Raw genomic sequence first — 16,662 nt, forward strand, 5'->3', positions numbered from 1 at the left:
ATGCCACAATCGCAAAAAGCCGTAAAAAAAGCATTCAACTCTTCAAATGGGGCTGCCAGGTAGCTGGACAAGGCCTGAATGCAATTTCTTTACCCGGGCTGAATCAGGTAAAATATTGGTTTTACATTTATCTGGATCAGGCGTCATGGTACTGACCTTTCAGCAAATTATTTTAAAGCTTCAGGAATACTGGGACAAACAAGGCTGCACTTTGTTGCAACCTTACGATATGGAAGTGGGCGCTGGTACCAGCCACACCGCAACCTTTTTGCGCGCCTTGGGCCCTGAGCCCTGGAAAGCCGCCTATGTGCAGCCTAGCCGCCGCCCCAAAGATGGTCGCTATGGCGAAAACCCAAACCGTTTGCAGCATTACTACCAATTTCAGGTGGTACTGAAGCCCGCCCCGGCCAATATCCTGGAGCTCTACCTCGGCTCACTTGAGGCACTGGGGTTTAATCTGAAAGAAAACGATATCCGTTTTGTCGAAGATGATTGGGAAAACCCGACGCTGGGCGCTTGGGGGCTGGGCTGGGAAGTCTGGCTCAACGGCATGGAAGTGACGCAATTCACCTATTTTCAGCAAGTAGGCGGTATTAACTGCAAACCCATCACCGGTGAGATTACCTACGGTCTGGAGCGGTTGGCCATGTACCTGCAAGGCGTGGAAAACGTCTATGACCTCGAATACTCGCCCGGCGTGAAATACGGTGATGTGTTCCACCAGAATGAAGTGGAACAATCGACTTATAACTTTGAGCATTCTGATGCGGATTTCCTGTTCACGGCCTTTAATGCGCATGAGAAACAGGCCAAGCATTTGATGGAGGTGAAGCTCGCGCTGCCGGCGTACGAACAAGTGCTCAAAGCCGCGCATACTTTTAACCTGCTGGATGCGCGCGGTGCCATTTCCGTCACCGAGCGTGCCGCTTATATTGGCCGTATCCGCAACCTGGCGCGCGCCGTGGCCGCCAGCTATCTCGATAGTCGCGCCCGACTGGGCTTCCCGATGGCGCCTAAAGCCTGGGCGGATGAAGTCATCGCCAAACTGGAAAGCGAACAAGCCGAACAAAACAAGAAAGCCGCCGCATGAGTACCCGCAATCTGTTAGTTGAATTATTTGTAGAAGAGCTGCCGCCCAAAGCACTGAAAAAACTGGGCGAGTCGTTTAGTAGTGTGCTGGCCGAGAGCCTGAAAGCTTCTGGCCTGGTGGCAGAGGGCAGTGTAGTCACCTCCTTTGCGTCACCCCGTCGTTTAGCCGCACATATCACACAGGTATCCGAAAAAGCGGCGGACAAGCAAGTCGCGCAGAAACTGATGCCAGCAACCGTTGGTCTTGATGCCAACGGGCATGCAACGCCGGCATTAGTGAAGAAGTTGCAGGCCTTGGGCGAGAACGAAAGCGCAGTTGCCAAATTGCGTAAGGAGCACGATGGCAAGGCCGATATTCTGTTTCTGGATGCCACTCAAGCGGGGGCGACCTTGCAAGAAGGCTTGCAAAAAGCGCTGGATGAAACGCTAGCCAAATTGCCTATTCCCAAAGTGATGACTTACCAGATCAATGATGGCTGGGAAAGTGTTCATTTTGTGCGGCCGGCGCATGGCTTGGTCGCCTTGCATGGCGATACCGTTGTGCCGATTTCAACCCTGGGATTGACGGCAGGCAACACCACGCAAGGGCACCGTTTTGAAGCGAAAAATCCGGTGGTGACGCTCACGTCTGCCGACACCTATGCGCAACAACTGGCGGATGAAGGGGCGGTGATTGCGAGTTTTGATGCGCGCCGTGCAGAGATTGTGCAGCAATTGCAAGCCGCTGCTCAAAAGCAAGGCTTGACGCCGATTGACGATGACGACCTGCTGGATGAGGTCACTGCCCTGGTGGAGCGTCCGAATGTATTGCTGGGCCAGTTTGAAGAAGAGTTTCTGGCGGTGCCGCAAGAGTGCCTGATCCTGACCATGAAGGCCAACCAGAAATACTTCCCGCTGCTGGATGTCAACGGCAAGCTGACAAATAAATTTTTAATTGTGTCCAATATTAATCCGGCCGATCCTAGCAAGGTGATTGGCGGTAACGAGCGCGTGGTGCGTCCGCGTCTGGCCGATGCCAAGTTCTTCTTTGACCAGGATCGCAAAAAGACGCTGGAAAGCCGTCTGGCTGGCTTGGCGAGAGTGGTTTACCACAACAAGCTCGGCTCGCAAGGCGAGCGCAATGAGCGCGTGGTGACCATTGCCACCGCCATTGCGCAACACATCGGCGGCGACGGTTTTGTCGCCAAAGTGGCGCAAGCTGCGCGCTTGTCCAAGGCTGACCTGCTGACCGATATGGTCGGCGAGTTCCCTGAATTGCAAGGCATTATGGGCCGCTATTACGCCCAGCATGAAGGCTTGGCCGATGACGTGGCATATGCGATAGAAGACCACTACCGCCCACGCTTTGCCGGTGATGAGTTACCACGCAGCCAGGTAGGTGTGGTGGTGGCGTTGGCAGATAAGCTGGAAACCTTGGTCGGCTTGTTCAGCATCGGCGAGAAGCCGACTGGCGATAAAGACCCATTTGCCTTGCGCCGTCAGGCCCTGGGCATTTTGCGTATGCTGATGGAAACCGATTTGCCGTTGGCCTTTGACCAGTTAATCGCACAAACGCTGAGCGTCTTTCATGGGGATGCTGAGGTGGCAGAAGCCATCCAGGCTTTCTGCTTTGACCGTCTGGCGGTAAACCTGCGTGACCAGGGTGCGACTGCGCAAGAGGTGGATGCGGTATTGTCCTTGTCACCGAACCAGCTGGCAGAAGTGCCGCGCCGGTTAAGTGCCGTGCAAGCGTTTGCCAATTTGGCAGAAGCGCCTGCGCTAGCGGCTGCCAATAAGCGTGTGTCGAATATCCTCAAGAAAGTTGAAGGGGATGTTAAGGCCGAAGTGAACGACAGTTTGTTGCAAGAGGCGGCTGAAAAAGCCTTGTATCAGGCCCTGGCTGACACCAAGCCTAAAGCGGATCAGCTGTTTGAAGCAGGCGATTACACCGCTTCGTTACAGGCACTGGCCGTGCTTAAGGCTCCGGTGGATACTTTCTTTGATGAGGTTATGGTGAATGCCGAGGACCCTGCCTTGAAAGCCAATCGTCTGGGACTGCTGGCGACCTTGCATCAGGCCATGAACCGTGTGGCTGACTTGTCCAAGTTGGCCAGCTAAACAGCCGTCAGGAGTGTAGCCATGAAACTCGTCATTCTTGATCGTGACGGCGTGATTAACCGCGACAGCGCGACCTTTATCAAAAATCCTAACGAATGGATTCCGATTCCGGGGAGCCTGGAGGCGATTGCGCTGCTCAACCAGCATGGCTATCGGGTGGCGGTGGCGACGAATCAGTCGGGCATCGCGCGCGGCTATTTTGATATGGCCACGCTCAATGCCATCCACGACAAAATGCATAAAGCCTTGGCGCAAGTCGGTGGCCGTATTGACGCCGTCTTTTATTGCCCACATGCGGCCGATGCCCATTGTGACTGCCGCAAGCCCAAGACCGGCATGCTGGAAGAAATCAGCCGCCGTTTTAATGTCGAACTGACCAAAGTGCCGGGCGTGGGCGATGCCTTGCGAGATTTGCAGGCCTTCGCCAAAGCCGGTTGCCAGCCTTACCTGGTGCGCACCGGCAAGGGCGAAGAAACCTATAACTTGTCCGAAGTGCCTGCAAACACGATTGTGGTGGCTGATTTGGCCGCTGCGGTACAGCACATCATCGCCGGGGACAAGTAATGCAAACGGTGCTGCTGTATCTGCGGGCCTGGCTGTTTTACCTTGGCCTGTTTGTGCTGACCATTCCATTTTCATTGTTGGCAATCGTGCTGATTCCGCTGCCTGCGGTGACGCGGTCACGCTGGGTCAGTGGTTGGGCGCATGCGGTGATGTGGTGGCTGAAGGTCACCTGCAATCTGCGTTATGAAGTCAGTGGCCGCGAGCATATCCCGGCCACGCCCAGTATTATTCTGGCAAAACATCAATCTGCCTGGGAGACCATTGCCCTGCAAACCATTTTGCCGCCGCAAGTGTGGGTGCTCAAAAGAGAGTTGCTGATGATCCCGTTTTTTGGCTGGGGTTTATGGGCGGTGGGCTCGATTCCGATTGACCGCAGCAGTGGCCGCGAAGCGCTGAAGAAATTAGTGAATCACGGCAAAGACCGGCTCAAGCGTGGCTTGTGGGTGGTGATTTTTCCGGAAGGCACACGTACCGCCCCCGGTGCCCGCGCCAAGTATCATATTGGTGGCGCCTGGCTGGCGACGCATACGCAAACCGCAGTGCTGCCGGTGGCGCACAATGCAGGCCGCTACTGGCGTAAAAACTCCATCCTTAAATATCCAGGCGTGATTCAGGTGGTGATCGGCCCAGCCATCGCCACCAACGGCCTCAAGCCGGATGCACTGAATCAGCAAGTCGAAACATGGATTGAAACGGAGATGCAGCAGTTGTGATCACGCAGCAGTTGCAACTGCCAAATGGGCAAACGATTGCTTACCAGCTGGATCTGCGGGCACGTAGAACCATAGGCCTTAAAATCACGGCCGAGGGCTTGGTGGTCCATGCGCCCAAGCGCATTTCTACCTCGCAATTGCAGCAAGTTTTGCAGGAAAAGTCCAGCTGGATACAGCAAAAGCTGGCCCTGCGTGAGGCCAACCAAGTGGCCCCCATGCAATGGCTGGATGGTGAGCCACTGTTGTTTATGGGCCAGGATATTGTGCTGACCCTGGTTGCGCATCCCACCAGTAAGGCAGTCACGCTCGAAGGTGACAAGTTGCTGGTCCGTTCACCCTACATCAACAATCCCGACTGGGTCGCGCGCAAAGTGCTGCAATGGTATGCGCAGCAAGCCTTGCCGGATTTCAAACGCAGAGTAGAGTTGGTTGCTGCGCAGATGGGTGAAAAAATCACTTCTGTCGCACTCTCCAATGCCAAATCCCGTTGGGGGAGCTGTAATAGCCGCAAGCAAATCCGCCTGAACTGGCGCTTGATCCAGGCGCCGCCGCATGTGATTCAATATGTGGTGTGTCATGAAATGGCGCATCTGAAAGAAATGAATCATTCAGCTAGGTTTTATGCGGTGCAGGCCAGTTTGTTTCCGCAATACGAACATGCTGAGAAAGCGTTAAAGGCCCTGTCGCCTATCCTGCATCGCATGGCTTGATTCATCAGGCTTTTAGTGAGGCTTGCCGGTGTTCGCCAGCCCAATACCACAAAAGATCGTCAGCATGCCTGCCAGTTGGTAGCCATGAAAGGGTTCGCTCAATAATACGCTGGAGAGTAATGAGCCAAAAATCGGCATGGCATGAATAAACACGCTGGCGCGCACCGAGCCGACCAATGTGACAGCCTTGGCATAAGCCAGGAAAGCAATCACCGAAGGAAAAATCCCAATATAAAGCAGTGACCAGACCGTTTGTATATGGTCTACCGTTGTCACGGCGGTCTGCTTCTCCCAAATATAGAGCGGTAACAATAAAATCAGCGCAATCAGAACCTGGCATAACATGAGCCCGGTGCGGTCAATAAACGCTGGAATCTGTTTCAGCCACAAGGTAAACAACGCCCAGCAGATCATGGCGACAAAAATAATCATATCGCCAGGAGCAAATGCCAGCGATCGCAGCACTTGTATATCGCCATGCGAGACGACCGTCAGGACGCCGATCAGTGAAATCAGTAGCCCGAGCAGTTGACGGGTCGATAAGCGTTGCTGATAAAACAACCCGCCAAAGATTGCGACTAGAAAGGGAATAAACGAATTCAGGATAATCCCGTTGGTTGCGCTGGTGCTATGCAATCCCCAGTACACCATCAGGTTAAACGCAAGCACGCCCGTCATTGCGGTCCCTAGCACATGCCAGCGGTAATTTAGGTAGTGGACGCGGTCACGTAAAAACGGTTTGATCGCAAAAGGGAGCAAGCATAAAAACGCCAGGCCCCAGCGGATCAGGGATAAAGCAACGGGCGGCACCTCATGGCTGACGGCGCGGCCTGCGATAAAGTTACCTGCCCATAGCAGGGGCGGGAGAAGTAACAGCCCCAGTGTATATGGGGTAAGAGTGGCGTGCGATGTGTCTGTCATCTGGGGATTGCATACGATGATTACCTGTTTGCTGACATGGTATGCTGGCCTAGCCTCTCTGGCTAGGGGCAATGTTGGATGATTGTGTGCCTGAGTGACTAAAAGGGTCCGTGAGGCGAGTGATCAGGCCGCTGGCGGGTCAGGGGGCAATCGCCAGCGTTTCCTTTGTGCTCCTGATGTCAGAATGCGCCGCCCCCCAGGACTTTATATAAGGTCACCTGATTGGAGACTTCCGACAGCCTGACGCTGATAAGCGTCTGTTGCGCAGCGTAGTAGCTACGTTGTGCATCCAGTACTGTCAGGTAACTATCCAGGCCTTTCTCGAATCTGGCGCGAGATAGTACAAAGCTTCTTTGCGTGGCATTCACCTGCGCCGTTTGGGCCGACAATTGTTCTTCCAGCGTGGCACGTAATGCCAGCGCGTCAGAGACCTCTTTGAACGCGGTTTGAATCGCTTTTTCATATTGCGCCACGCTAATCTCCCGGCTCACTTCGGCAACCTTCAGGTTGGCCTTGTTCAACCCGCCATTAAAGATGGGTAGCACGATTTGCGGTGCAAAACTCCAGACATGGTTATTGCCGCTAAACAGGCTCCCCAACTCCGGGCTGGCCAAACCGGCGGATGCCGTCAATGAAATGGTCGGAAAGAAGGCTGCTCTGGCCGCACCAATATTGGCGTTATTGGCCTGAAGCGTGCGCTCTGCTTCCAGCACGTCCGGCCTGTTCTGCAAGACCGTAGAGGGAAGGCCATCAGGCAGGCTGGCGGTTTGCGAGACGGCCTGCAAGTTGTTCACCTGTTCAAGATTGATATTCGGAGGCTCACCCACCAGTAGTGCCAGCGCGTTTCTATCCTGGTCTACCTGGGTCATATATTTGGCGACATTGACTCGTGCAGATTCCACGCTGGTTTCCACTTGCCGCAGCGTCAGCTCATTGATACTGCCCAAAGCCAGTTGCCGTTTACTCAAGTCGAAAGTCGCCTGTTGGGTGCGCAAGGTTTCCCGTGCCAGCGCCAGGTTTTCACTATCTGCGGCCAATGTCAGGTAGGCGTTCGCCACCTCAGACACCAGGCTGATCTGGGCGCTTCTCTTGGCCTCTTCTGTTGACAGGTATTGATACACGGCCTGATCGCGCAGGCTGCTGATGCGCCCGAAAAAGTCCATCTCATAGGAAGAGAATCCCAGGTTTGCCGAGTACTGGTGGCTGTTAAATGTCATGGGTCCGGTCGGCAAGTTCAGCATCATCCGTTGATTGGTCCCGCTGACCGTGCCATTCACCTTGGGAAACAGGGCCGCCCGCTGGATCTGATATTGGGCACGCGCCTTTTCGATATTGAGCGAGGCGACCCTTAAGTCACGGTTGTTTTCCAGCGCCTGCCGGATTAACTTTTTCAATTCGTTGTCGGTAAAAAACTGCTCCCAGCCCAATTCAGCCGAGAGTGTGTCTCCCGTCAGTTTTGCTTGGCCTGACGATGGCTGCCATTGTGCAGGAATCGGTGCGGTAGGCCTTTCATAGTTGGGTTGCATGTTGATGCAGCCTGCCAGCATCAAGCTGGCAATCACAATGGGATAGCGTGATTTATTCATGTTGGTTATTCCTTTTAATGAGCGACCTTAGCCTTTGAATACCCTGCGTACCGCCACGAAAAACAGCGGTACAAACAGGATGGCCAGTACGGTGGCTGTGAGCATGCCGCCAATCACGCCTGTGCCCAGCGCATTTTGGGCGCCAGAGCCTGCGCCAGTCGAAATGGCAAGCGGCAGCACGCCAAGGATGAAGGCCAGCGATGTCATGATAATTGGCCGGAAGCGCAACCTTAACGCCTCTAATGTGGCCTCTGTCATCTCTTTGCCTTGCTCCATTTTTTCCTTCGCAAACTCTACAATCAGGATGGCATTCTTGGCAGACAGGCCTATGGTCAACAGCAAGCCAACCTGGAAATACACATCGTTTGAGAGTCCACGCATGGACGCTGCAATCAAGGCGCCGACGACCCCCAGGGGCACCACCAGCATGACTGCAAATGGAATGGACCAACTCTCATACAATGCTGCGAGGCATAAAAACACAATGAGCAGGGATAAAGCATACAGCGCGGGGGCTTGTGAACCGGTCATGCGCTCCTGGTATGACAATCCTGTCCACTCGTAGCTGATGCCGGGAGGCAGGGTTGCCGCCAATGATTCCATGATGGCCATCGCCTCGCCGGTACTATGCCCGGGCGCCGGCGCCCCCAGGATTTCTACCGAGGATTGACCGTTATAGCGTTCCAGCTTGGGTGACCCATAAGCCCAGTGTGCGCTGGCGAATGAAGAAAATGGCACCATTTCACCGCTGGCATTTTTCACATACCACCGATCAAAATCCTTGGGTTCCATCCGTGCTGAAGTGGCCCCTTGCAGGTACACACGCTTGACCCGGCCGCGGTCCATAAAGTCATTGACGTAAGTGCTCCCCCAGGCGGTGGAAAGCACTGAATTGATATCCGCGAGGGAAATGCCCAGGGCACTGGCTTTGGCTTGATCAATATCCAGTTTGTATTCTGGTGAGTCTTCCTGCCCGTTTGGCCGCACCCCGACCAATGAGCGATTCGCCGAGGCCATCCCCAGCAGTTGGTTGCGTGCCTGCATGAGGGCTTCATGCCCAAGGCCTGCCCGGTCTTGCAACTGGAGGTCAAAACCAGAAGCATTTCCTAACTCGACCACGGCTGGCGGGCCGAATGCAAAGACCATGGCCTCGTTAATGGTTGAGAATTTGCCCATGGCTTTTCCGATCACTGCTGATATTTTCAGGTCAGGTCGTTTACGTTCTGACCAGTCTTTCAAGCTGACAAAGGCGAGTCCATTGTTCTGGCCACTTCCCGCAAAGCTGAAGCCAGACACCGTGAACACGGATGCGACGGCCTCTTTTTGTTCGGCCAGGAAATGATGCTCTACCTTGTTTAGGACTGCCCGGGTGCGCTCTGTTGTTGCCCCGGCAGGCAAGATCACTTGCGTAAACAGGATACCCTGGTCTTCATCAGGCAAGAAAGCCTGCGGCAAACGGACAAATAATAGGGCCATCACGACAACAATCAGTGCATATATCAGTCCGTAGCGGCCAAGACGATGCAGCATACGGGCAACCACGGATTGACTGCCTTGCGTTGTAAGTTCCACGCCACGATTAAATACCTTAAAAGCACCCGTCAACGGGTTGTGTGTCTTGCTGTGTGGTTTCAGTAAGGTGGCGCATAGGGCAGGCGTCAGAATCAGGGCTACCAGCACTGAAAGCACCATGGCCGATACGATTGTGATGGAGAATTGCCGGTAAATGACGCCGGTAGAGCCGCCGAAAAATGCCATGGGGACGAATACCGCCGAGAGCACAAGGGCGATGCCGATCAAGGCCCCACTAATTTGCGTCATGGAACGACTGGTGGCTTCCTTGGCAGACAGTCCCTCTTCGTGCATCACGCGTTCAACGTTCTCTACCACCACAATGGCATCGTCTACCAGCAGGCCAATCGCCAGTACCATGGCAAACATGGTCAGCGTATTGATCGAGTATCCGGTGGCGGACAACACGGCAAATGTCCCCAGCAGGACCACAGGCACGGCAATGGTCGGGATGAGTGTGGCACGGATATTTTGCAGGAAAAGATACATCACCAGGAATACCAGGATGATGGCTTCTACCAGCGTTTTGATGACTTCCTCGATGGAGACTTTGACAAAGGGGGTCGTGTCATATGGCATCACCGCCTTCATGCCCGCCGGGAAAAACGGCTCCAGCTCAACCAGTTTAGCCTTGACGGCTTGAGCCGTTTCCAGCGCATTGGCGCCGGTTGCCAGCTTGATTGCCAGGCCTGTTGCCGGTTTGCCGTTATATTGAGCGACAACCTCATAGCTTTCGCCACCGAGTTCAATTTGGGCGACATCCTGCAATCTGACCGCAGCCCCATTGGCGGTGCTTTTTAATAAAATCTGCCCAAACTGCTCGGGTGTTTGCAAACGACTTTGCGCCGTCACCGTGGCATTTAATTCTTGCCCTTTTTTGGCAGGCATGCCACCGATTTGTCCTGCTGACACCTGGGCGTTCTGTGCTGTGATCGCCGCGCTGATTTCGGCAGGCGTCAGCCCAAAATTGTGCAGCTTGGCCGGATCCAGCCATATGCGCATGGCATATTTGGTCCCAAAAACCTGCGTATCGCCTACGCCATTCACCCGGCTGATAATGTCCTGGACATTCGACCCGACATAGTCCCCCAGATCGATGCTCGACATGCTGTTGTCTTCTGAGATAAACGCAGCCACCATGAGGAAGTTATTGGAAGCTTTGGCGACCTGCACGCCTTGTTTTTGCACATCCTGCGGCAGTAGCGGGGTAGCCAGCGCGAGCTTGTTCTGGACCTGTACCTGTGCAATATCCGGGTCGGTTCCCGCGTCAAAGGTCAGTGTAATGGTGACGCTGCCTGAAGCGTCGCTGGTCGAGGACATATAGGTTAGGTGGTCGATCCCTTTCATTTTTTGCTCGATCACCTGCGTGACGCTGTCCTCCACCGCTTTGGCCGAGGCGCCCGGGTAAGTGGTCGTGATGGAGATCGCAGGCGGTGCAATCATCGGGTATTGCGCAATCGGTAATGACCGGATCGCGAGTATGCCTGCCAGCATGATCACGATCGCAATCACCCAGGCAAAAATAGGGCGGTCAATAAAAAATTTAGACATGATGACTCCCTATATTGGCTTGGTTGTGCGGCTTTTGTCGGTCGACACAATTTTTACTGGCATTCCAGGCCGTATTTTTTGCAGCCCATTCACTACCAGTCTGTCGCCTGCATTCAGGCCCTGGCGTACCACCCACTGGCCATCCAGCGTCTTGTCCGCCTGAATATTCCTGAGTTGCACCTTGCTATCCTTGTCCAGCACATACACGACAGGGTCCCCTTTGGCGTCGCGACTCACGCTTCGTTGTGGCACCAGGATGGCGGTTTCTGCAACGCCTTGTTCCAGGACTGCGCGCACATACATGCCCGGTAACAGTACGCCTTTGGGGTTGGGGAATATGGCCCGCAGCGACACGGTGCCTGTCGACTGGCTTACGGTAATGTCTGCAAATGCCAGCTTGCCAGTCAGTGCATAGGTACTGCCATCCTCAAGGACGAGTTTCACTTCGGCCTGATTTTCTCCTGCCTTCTTGAGGCGGCCACTCTCCCAGTCATGGCGCAGCCGCAACAGATCAGCGCTAGACTGGGTCACATCGACATAAATGGGATCAAGCTGCTGGATATTGGTCAGCATGGTTTCCTGGTTCGCAATCACCAGGGCGCCCGGTGTAATGTTCGATTTCGCCACCCGTCCAGAAATCGGCGCCAGGACGCTGGTATATGCCAGATTGATTTTTGCTATTTGCAATGCGGCCTTCGCCAAATCTACCTCTGCCTGCGCCTGATCCAGCGCTGATTGCGCATCCTCTAAATCCTGCTTGCTCACGGCTTGTATGCTCGCCAGCTCGTGATAACGCTCAGCCTTGCTTTTTGCAGCCACAAGATTCGCCTGGGCTTTATTCAGGCTTGCCTGCGCACTGTCTAATGAAGCCTTGTATGTGGAAGGGTCAATTTGGTACAGCTGTTGGCCCGCCTTGACATCTGTCCCTTCGGTGAACAAGCGTTTTTGCAAAATACCACTGACCTGCGGCCGGATCTCCGAAACCAGAAAGGGGGAAGTGCGCCCAGGTAACTCGGTTTTCAGGTTAACCGATTGTGGCTGGAGATTGATGACTTCCACTTCTGCTGGCGGAGGGGCTGCCGGTTCAGGGGCAGCGCCCTGATGGCAGCCGGTAAGTAATTCACATAAAGCGAGCAATACCGGAAATGCCGTCGCCAAGCGCATGGTCTGTAATGTAGGTTTCATAGGATTCTCCTTTTAAGTACCGCCATGAAAATGGTTTTTTTTCAGGGTGACTTAAATTAGATTGAGTATTCATTCTAGATTGAATGATCATTCTAATATAGAATACTAAAAAAGCAACTTTTATTTTTAATGATGACAGGAGAAGTCATGTCCCTCTCGAACATACAGAACAGCCGTGCGGACCTTCGGCGCAACCAGGTGCTGACGGCCGCGACTGAGTGCTTTAGAAACCAGGGCTTTCATGGCACCAGCATGTCCCAGATATCCAAAGCCTCGGGCATGAGTGTTGGGCACATCTATCATTACTTTGAGAATAAAGAGGCCATTATTGAGGCGATCGTGGAAAAAGATTTGCTCAAAATACTGAACGTTACTAACCGCGTTGAGCAAAACCGGGGCGACGGTGATATCTTTGATGCCCTGATTGCTGACGTTGAAACAACTGCGCTGGATACTTTCTATGATCCAGATGCGCCCTTATTGCTGGAGGTGATTGCCGAGGCCGCACGCAATCCAAAAATTGCCAATATCATCCGCCGTGCAGAAGCCACGGCCATGGAAAGTATCAAAAGTTATTTTCGTAAAGGAATGATGCAACGGCAAATGAATATCTCAGAAGAGGCGCTAGATACCGCTTGTAATTTGATAGCTTCTTTGTTTGAAGGCTTTACTATCCGGTTAATCAGGAATCCTGACCTTTCACTGAAACGTACTATCCCGATGTTAAGCAGGACGATTCGGTATGTTCTGGAGCACGAGTTAAACGCCAGCTAACAAGTAGGATGGTTAAAAGTAACTGTGTTTTGAGAGATTAGAACAGAGCTGCGATTTGTTTTCAGCTCACTTCTGCGCGCGTAGAAGATCGTGATTGGCAAGAGTGATGTTTGCCAAAAGCGGGCAATAAAAAAGGGGCTGATAGCCCCTTTTTTTGAAACTGTATGTAATCAGGCGGCGCCTAATTGTACAGGTGTTAACTGGATCAGTTTTTTAACCAGGCCCGGATGTTGTTCTGCATGTGCCTCTTTCAGGCAGGCTTTGGCACAGCTGGCACATTTGCCGCATTCTGCCCCTACGCCCAGTTGATCTTTCAAATGCTTGACGGTTTTTGCGCCATTCTTCACTGCTTGATGAATCTGTCGCTCTGTCACTGCATTACACACGCAAACGTACATATTGCCTCTAATTAAGTTCACTAATGATAATTATTATCATTTAATGTGACTTTGTCAAGCGGCATATGGTTCCTTGCAGCCATAAAAAAAGCCGCTTTCGCGGCTTAATTCAATGATTCACTAGCGTGTATCAGCTAATCAGACTCAATCTGTGATTGCAGGTAGTTCGGCAGGGTCACGTCTTCGATCAGGCTTTGCTGGGTTTCCAGCCAGTCGATGGCTTCTTCACACGCTTCAAGCAACTCGGTCAACAAGTCGCGTGTGACGTAATCTTGCAGTTTCTCGGCTTCGGCAATCGCCTCTACCAGTTGCGGGCGCTGCACTTCTTTTTCAAAGCTCAGGTCGCCCTGCAGACATTCCACCACCTCTTCGCCTATGAGTAACTTGCCCAGGTTTTGCAGGTTAGGCAGGCCATCCAGAAAAAGAATGCGTTCAATCACCTCGTCCGCTTCTTTCATGACGCGGATGGATTGTTTGTACTGGTAGTCATTCAGTCGCTCGAGCCCCCATTTTTTGAACATGCGCGCATGCAAAAAATATTGGTTGATCGACGTCAGTTGGTTTTTAAGCACCTTGTTCAAGGTGGTAATGATTTGTTTATCGCCTTGCATGCGTGATACTCCTTATGCAGCAGAAGGGCTGCTGCCCATTTGGCTCTGGCAGTAGTTTTCGATACCCACCAGTTTGATCAGATTGAGCTGTTTTTCCAGCCAGTAGGCGTGGTCCATTTCGGTATCTTCGAGTTGCACCAGCAACATTTCGCGGGTGACGTAATCTTGCGCTTGTTCACAGGCTTCCATGGCCTTTTTCAGGTGTTTGACCACGGTGTATTCCAACGCCAGGTCAGACTCCAGCATGGATTTTACATCCTTGCCAATATTGAGTGATTCACGCTTGGCCAGATTGGGTTTGCCTTCGAGGAACAGAATGCGCTGTATCAAGGCACGTGCATGTTCGCGTTCGTGCAGCGATTCATGCAGGCTATGCTCTGCCAGGCTGCCCAGGCCCATATCGGCATACATTTCACCGTGAATCAGGTATTGATCGGTGGCGGACAACTCGCCTGCCAGCAAGTCGTTCAGTATCTCTATAATTTTTTTGTCGCCCTTCATGACGGCTCCTTGCACGTTTCAGATGCTAGCCATCATACAGCAAAAATAAATTGATGCAATTGAAATTTTTTTGTAACTATTTGATTTTAAATGATATTTTAAATAGAAACATAAATGAAAATCGTTCTTGATGCGCTTGAGGGGAATCATTCCGTTCAGCATGGCTATAACAGCAACGAGAGGTCATGCGCAATATTTTCTGGCTTCTCGCCATAGCCCTCGTAAACACGCGGTGCGCCAGTCTTATCAAACACATACAAGCCTGCGCTGTGGTCCATAGTGTATCCCGATTTGCCCGGCTCGCTGACTTTGGCGGCATACACCTTATATTCGCTCAAATTGGCCGCCACTTCAGCCGGGGTGCCGCGCAAGCCAATAAAGCGCGCATCAAAGCCGGGGACAAACTGCGCCAATACCGCTTGCGTGTCGCGCTCCGGGTCCACCGTCACAAACAGCACCTGTACATCGTTGGATTTTTCACCGAGTAATTGCATGGTTTTTTTCAGGTCGGTCATTGTGGTGGGGCAGACATCCGGGCAATGCGTGTAACCAAAAAACATCACCACGACCTTGCCTTTAAAGTCGCTCATGTGACGCAATTTGCCCGTGTGATCGGTCAGAGACAGCGGCTGCCCAAACTGGGTACCAGTCAGGTCGGTGCCAATAAAGCGGGCAGAAGGCCCCTGCTGGCAAGCCACCAGCAGCATGCTCAATAGCGAGAACACCAGATAAAGCCACTTAAATCGCACAGGCATGCAAAAAATCCTTGTAAATCATCATTGAAATGGATTCTAGCATAGGCGAAAAGGCCACAGATTAGTTTACAATACTGGTTTTTGATGACTGACGGATTAAAGGCGAGTTTAAATGGCAATACCGAGTTCGATGGCAGACCGTGACGGCGTTATCTGGTACGACGGCAAAATGGTCAACTGGCGTGACGCCACCACCCATGTATTAACCCACACCCTGCACTATGGCATGGGCGTGTTTGAAGGGGTGCGTGCCTACAAAACTGACAAGGGGACCGCGATTTTCCGCCTCAAAGAGCACACAGACCGCTTGTTCCGCAGTGCGCATATCCTCGGCATGAAAATGCCGTTTGATAAAGCGACCATCTCCGAAGCGCAAAGAGCTGCCGTGCGTGAGAATAATCTCGATTCTGGCTATCTGCGCCCAATGGCGTTTTATGGTGCAGAGGCCATGGGCATTTCTGCCAAAACCTTATCTACTCACGTCATTGTTGCCGCCTGGAGCTGGGGTGCTTACATGGGCGAAGAGGCGATTACCAAAGGCATTCGCGTAAAAACGTCTTCTTTTGCGCGTCACCACGTCAACATCACCATGTGTAAAGCCAAAGCCAATGGCAACTATATGAACAGCATCCTGGCACACCAGGAAGCGGCGCAGGATGGTTACCAGGAAGCGCTGTTGCTGGATGTGGACGGTTTCGTGGCTGAAGGTTCCGGTGAAAACATTTTCATCATCCGTAATGGCAAGCTGTACACGCCAGACCTGACCTCTGCGCTGGAAGGCATTACCCGTGACACCATCATCCACCTGGCCAAAGAAGAGCTGGGCCTGGAAGTGATTGAAAAACGCATTACGCGTGACGAAGTCTACAGCGCTGACGAAGCCTTCTTCACCGGGACTGCTGCTGAAGTGACGCCTATTCGTGAACTGGATAACCGCGCCATTGGCGAAGGCACCCGTGGCCCGATCACTGAAAAACTGCAAAGTATGTATTTTGATGTGGTTAAAGGGAAAAACGCCAAGTACGCTCACTGGCTGACCCTGGTTTAATGAATTGTTGCCTGTTTGCTGGAGAGTTTGAATGTCTGATGTCAAAGAGTTTGAAGTAGACGGCAAAGACTTGCCATTGCATTGCCCAACCAAAGAAGTGGCCTTGTGGGCATCACATCCAAGAGTGTTTCTGGATGTGGCGAAAACGGGGCAGGTGTCTTGCCCGTACTGCGGGACGAAATACCGGTTGAAACCCGGCACACAGGTGCATCACCATTAAGTCAAAAAAACCCACGCAGCGCGTGGGTTTTTTGTTGCAGGTTTGGGTTGTGCGATTGGGAATGATTTTAGAAGATCATTCTTTTGTTTCTCTGTAACACGGTGTCTGAATTTCCTTAATTCCACTTTGGAGTAGGGTTCCCAAATTATGCGCTATGCTGGCGCAATGGTTGGCGTATGTAGAAGCCGTTGTTCAAGTTGCAGGGTGGGCATGTATGCCCACGCGGATTGGTGTTTGTTTTATGTCATGCTCTGTTTCGCCCTTCGGCGAGTCACTTTTCTTTGCTTGCCCTGTATAGACCGGGGACATGGTTGACAGGTGTACGAGGACATAGTTGACACTTTCGCATTGGATAAATGCGGAGAAC

Annotated in this window: 16 protein-coding genes; 8 read left to right on the forward strand and 8 right to left on the reverse strand. The window is 52.6% G+C overall.

All coding sequences use genetic code 11. The features are described 5' to 3' along the window. Positions 1-145: 145 nt before the first annotated feature. Genes glyQ through ACT53G_RS13125 form a run of 5 tightly spaced genes read left to right on the forward strand, consistent with a single transcriptional unit; the run spans position 146 to position 5,173 of the window. On the forward strand, positions 146-1,090 hold the full coding sequence (glyQ, locus tag ACT53G_RS13105; protein ID WP_275356646.1) for a glycine--tRNA ligase subunit alpha: 945 nt from the start codon (positions 146-148) through the stop codon (positions 1,088-1,090). Next, positions 1,087-3,186, forward strand: a complete 2,100-nt coding sequence (gene glyS, locus ACT53G_RS13110; protein WP_476169622.1) for a glycine--tRNA ligase subunit beta — start codon at positions 1,087-1,089, stop codon at positions 3,184-3,186. Before glyQ ends, glyS begins: the two co-directional genes overlap by 4 nt. 21 nt (positions 3,187-3,207) lie before the next feature. Next, positions 3,208-3,750 carry a D-glycero-beta-D-manno-heptose 1,7-bisphosphate 7-phosphatase gene (gene gmhB, locus ACT53G_RS13115; protein ID WP_194749307.1) on the forward strand — a complete coding sequence of 181 codons (543 nt, stop codon included), beginning with the start codon at positions 3,208-3,210 and terminating at the stop codon, positions 3,748-3,750. Further along, on the forward strand, positions 3,750-4,463 hold the full coding sequence (locus ACT53G_RS13120) for a lysophospholipid acyltransferase family protein (RefSeq protein WP_476169623.1): 714 nt from the start codon (positions 3,750-3,752) through the stop codon (positions 4,461-4,463). Before gmhB ends, ACT53G_RS13120 begins: the two co-directional genes overlap by 1 nt. Continuing rightward, positions 4,460-5,173 carry a M48 family metallopeptidase gene (locus tag ACT53G_RS13125; protein WP_476169624.1) on the forward strand — a complete coding sequence of 238 codons (714 nt, stop codon included), beginning with the start codon at positions 4,460-4,462 and terminating at the stop codon, positions 5,171-5,173. Before ACT53G_RS13120 ends, ACT53G_RS13125 begins: the two co-directional genes overlap by 4 nt. 12 nt (positions 5,174-5,185) lie before the next feature. On the opposite strand, the gene ACT53G_RS13130 is transcribed toward ACT53G_RS13125, so the two are convergent. From ACT53G_RS13130 to ACT53G_RS13145, 4 genes are all read right to left on the reverse strand, one after another. Beyond that, positions 5,186-6,094: a DMT family transporter gene (locus ACT53G_RS13130; protein ID WP_476169625.1), complete on the reverse strand. Its 909-nt coding sequence runs from the start codon at positions 6,092-6,094 to the stop codon at positions 5,186-5,188. A 179-nt stretch (positions 6,095-6,273) separates the two neighbouring features. Next, positions 6,274-7,680, reverse strand: a complete 1,407-nt coding sequence (locus ACT53G_RS13135; protein ID WP_476169626.1) for an efflux transporter outer membrane subunit — start codon at positions 7,678-7,680, stop codon at positions 6,274-6,276. Positions 7,681-7,707: 27 nt separating this feature from the next. Further along, on the reverse strand, positions 7,708-10,803 hold the full coding sequence (locus ACT53G_RS13140; RefSeq protein ID WP_476169627.1) for an efflux RND transporter permease subunit: 3,096 nt from the start codon (positions 10,801-10,803) through the stop codon (positions 7,708-7,710). 9 nt (positions 10,804-10,812) lie between these two features. Continuing rightward, positions 10,813-11,988: an efflux RND transporter periplasmic adaptor subunit gene (locus ACT53G_RS13145; protein WP_476169628.1), complete on the reverse strand. Its 1,176-nt coding sequence runs from the start codon at positions 11,986-11,988 to the stop codon at positions 10,813-10,815. A 129-nt stretch (positions 11,989-12,117) separates the two neighbouring features. Here ACT53G_RS13145 and ACT53G_RS13150 point away from each other — a divergent pair, with 129 nt between their 5' ends. Further along, a complete protein-coding gene (locus ACT53G_RS13150) occupies positions 12,118-12,762 on the forward strand; it encodes a TetR/AcrR family transcriptional regulator (RefSeq protein WP_476169629.1) in 645 nt (214 codons plus the stop codon). Between the two features lie 170 nt (positions 12,763-12,932). Here ACT53G_RS13150 and ACT53G_RS13155 read toward each other — a convergent pair whose 3' ends face one another. The 4 genes from ACT53G_RS13155 to ACT53G_RS13170 form a co-directional block, all read right to left on the reverse strand. Further along, a complete protein-coding gene (locus ACT53G_RS13155; protein ID WP_194749314.1) occupies positions 12,933-13,160 on the reverse strand; it encodes a (2Fe-2S)-binding protein in 228 nt (75 codons plus the stop codon). A 134-nt stretch (positions 13,161-13,294) separates the two neighbouring features. Continuing rightward, positions 13,295-13,771, reverse strand: coding sequence for a bacterioferritin (bfr, locus tag ACT53G_RS13160; RefSeq protein WP_194749315.1), 477 nt, complete (start codon positions 13,769-13,771; stop codon positions 13,295-13,297). 12 nt (positions 13,772-13,783) lie between these two features. After that, positions 13,784-14,272: a bacterioferritin gene (bfr, locus tag ACT53G_RS13165; RefSeq protein WP_194749316.1), complete on the reverse strand. Its 489-nt coding sequence runs from the start codon at positions 14,270-14,272 to the stop codon at positions 13,784-13,786. A 164-nt stretch (positions 14,273-14,436) separates the two neighbouring features. Further along, positions 14,437-15,027, reverse strand: coding sequence for an SCO family protein (locus tag ACT53G_RS13170; RefSeq protein ID WP_275356656.1), 591 nt, complete (start codon positions 15,025-15,027; stop codon positions 14,437-14,439). Positions 15,028-15,157: 130 nt separating this feature from the next. On the opposite strand from ACT53G_RS13170, the gene ACT53G_RS13175 reads away from it, so the two are divergent. Both ACT53G_RS13175 and ACT53G_RS13180 read left to right on the forward strand, forming a co-directional pair. Continuing rightward, positions 15,158-16,075 carry a branched-chain amino acid transaminase gene (locus ACT53G_RS13175; RefSeq protein ID WP_379073770.1) on the forward strand — a complete coding sequence of 306 codons (918 nt, stop codon included), beginning with the start codon at positions 15,158-15,160 and terminating at the stop codon, positions 16,073-16,075. 31 nt (positions 16,076-16,106) lie between these two features. Continuing rightward, the gene (locus tag ACT53G_RS13180; protein ID WP_194749319.1) at positions 16,107-16,295 is read left to right on the forward strand and encodes a zinc-finger domain-containing protein; all 189 of its coding nucleotides are present in this window, start codon (positions 16,107-16,109) and stop codon (positions 16,293-16,295) included. Positions 16,296-16,662 lie beyond the last annotated feature (367 nt).

The organism is Methylophilus sp. DMC18 (assembly GCF_056314005.1).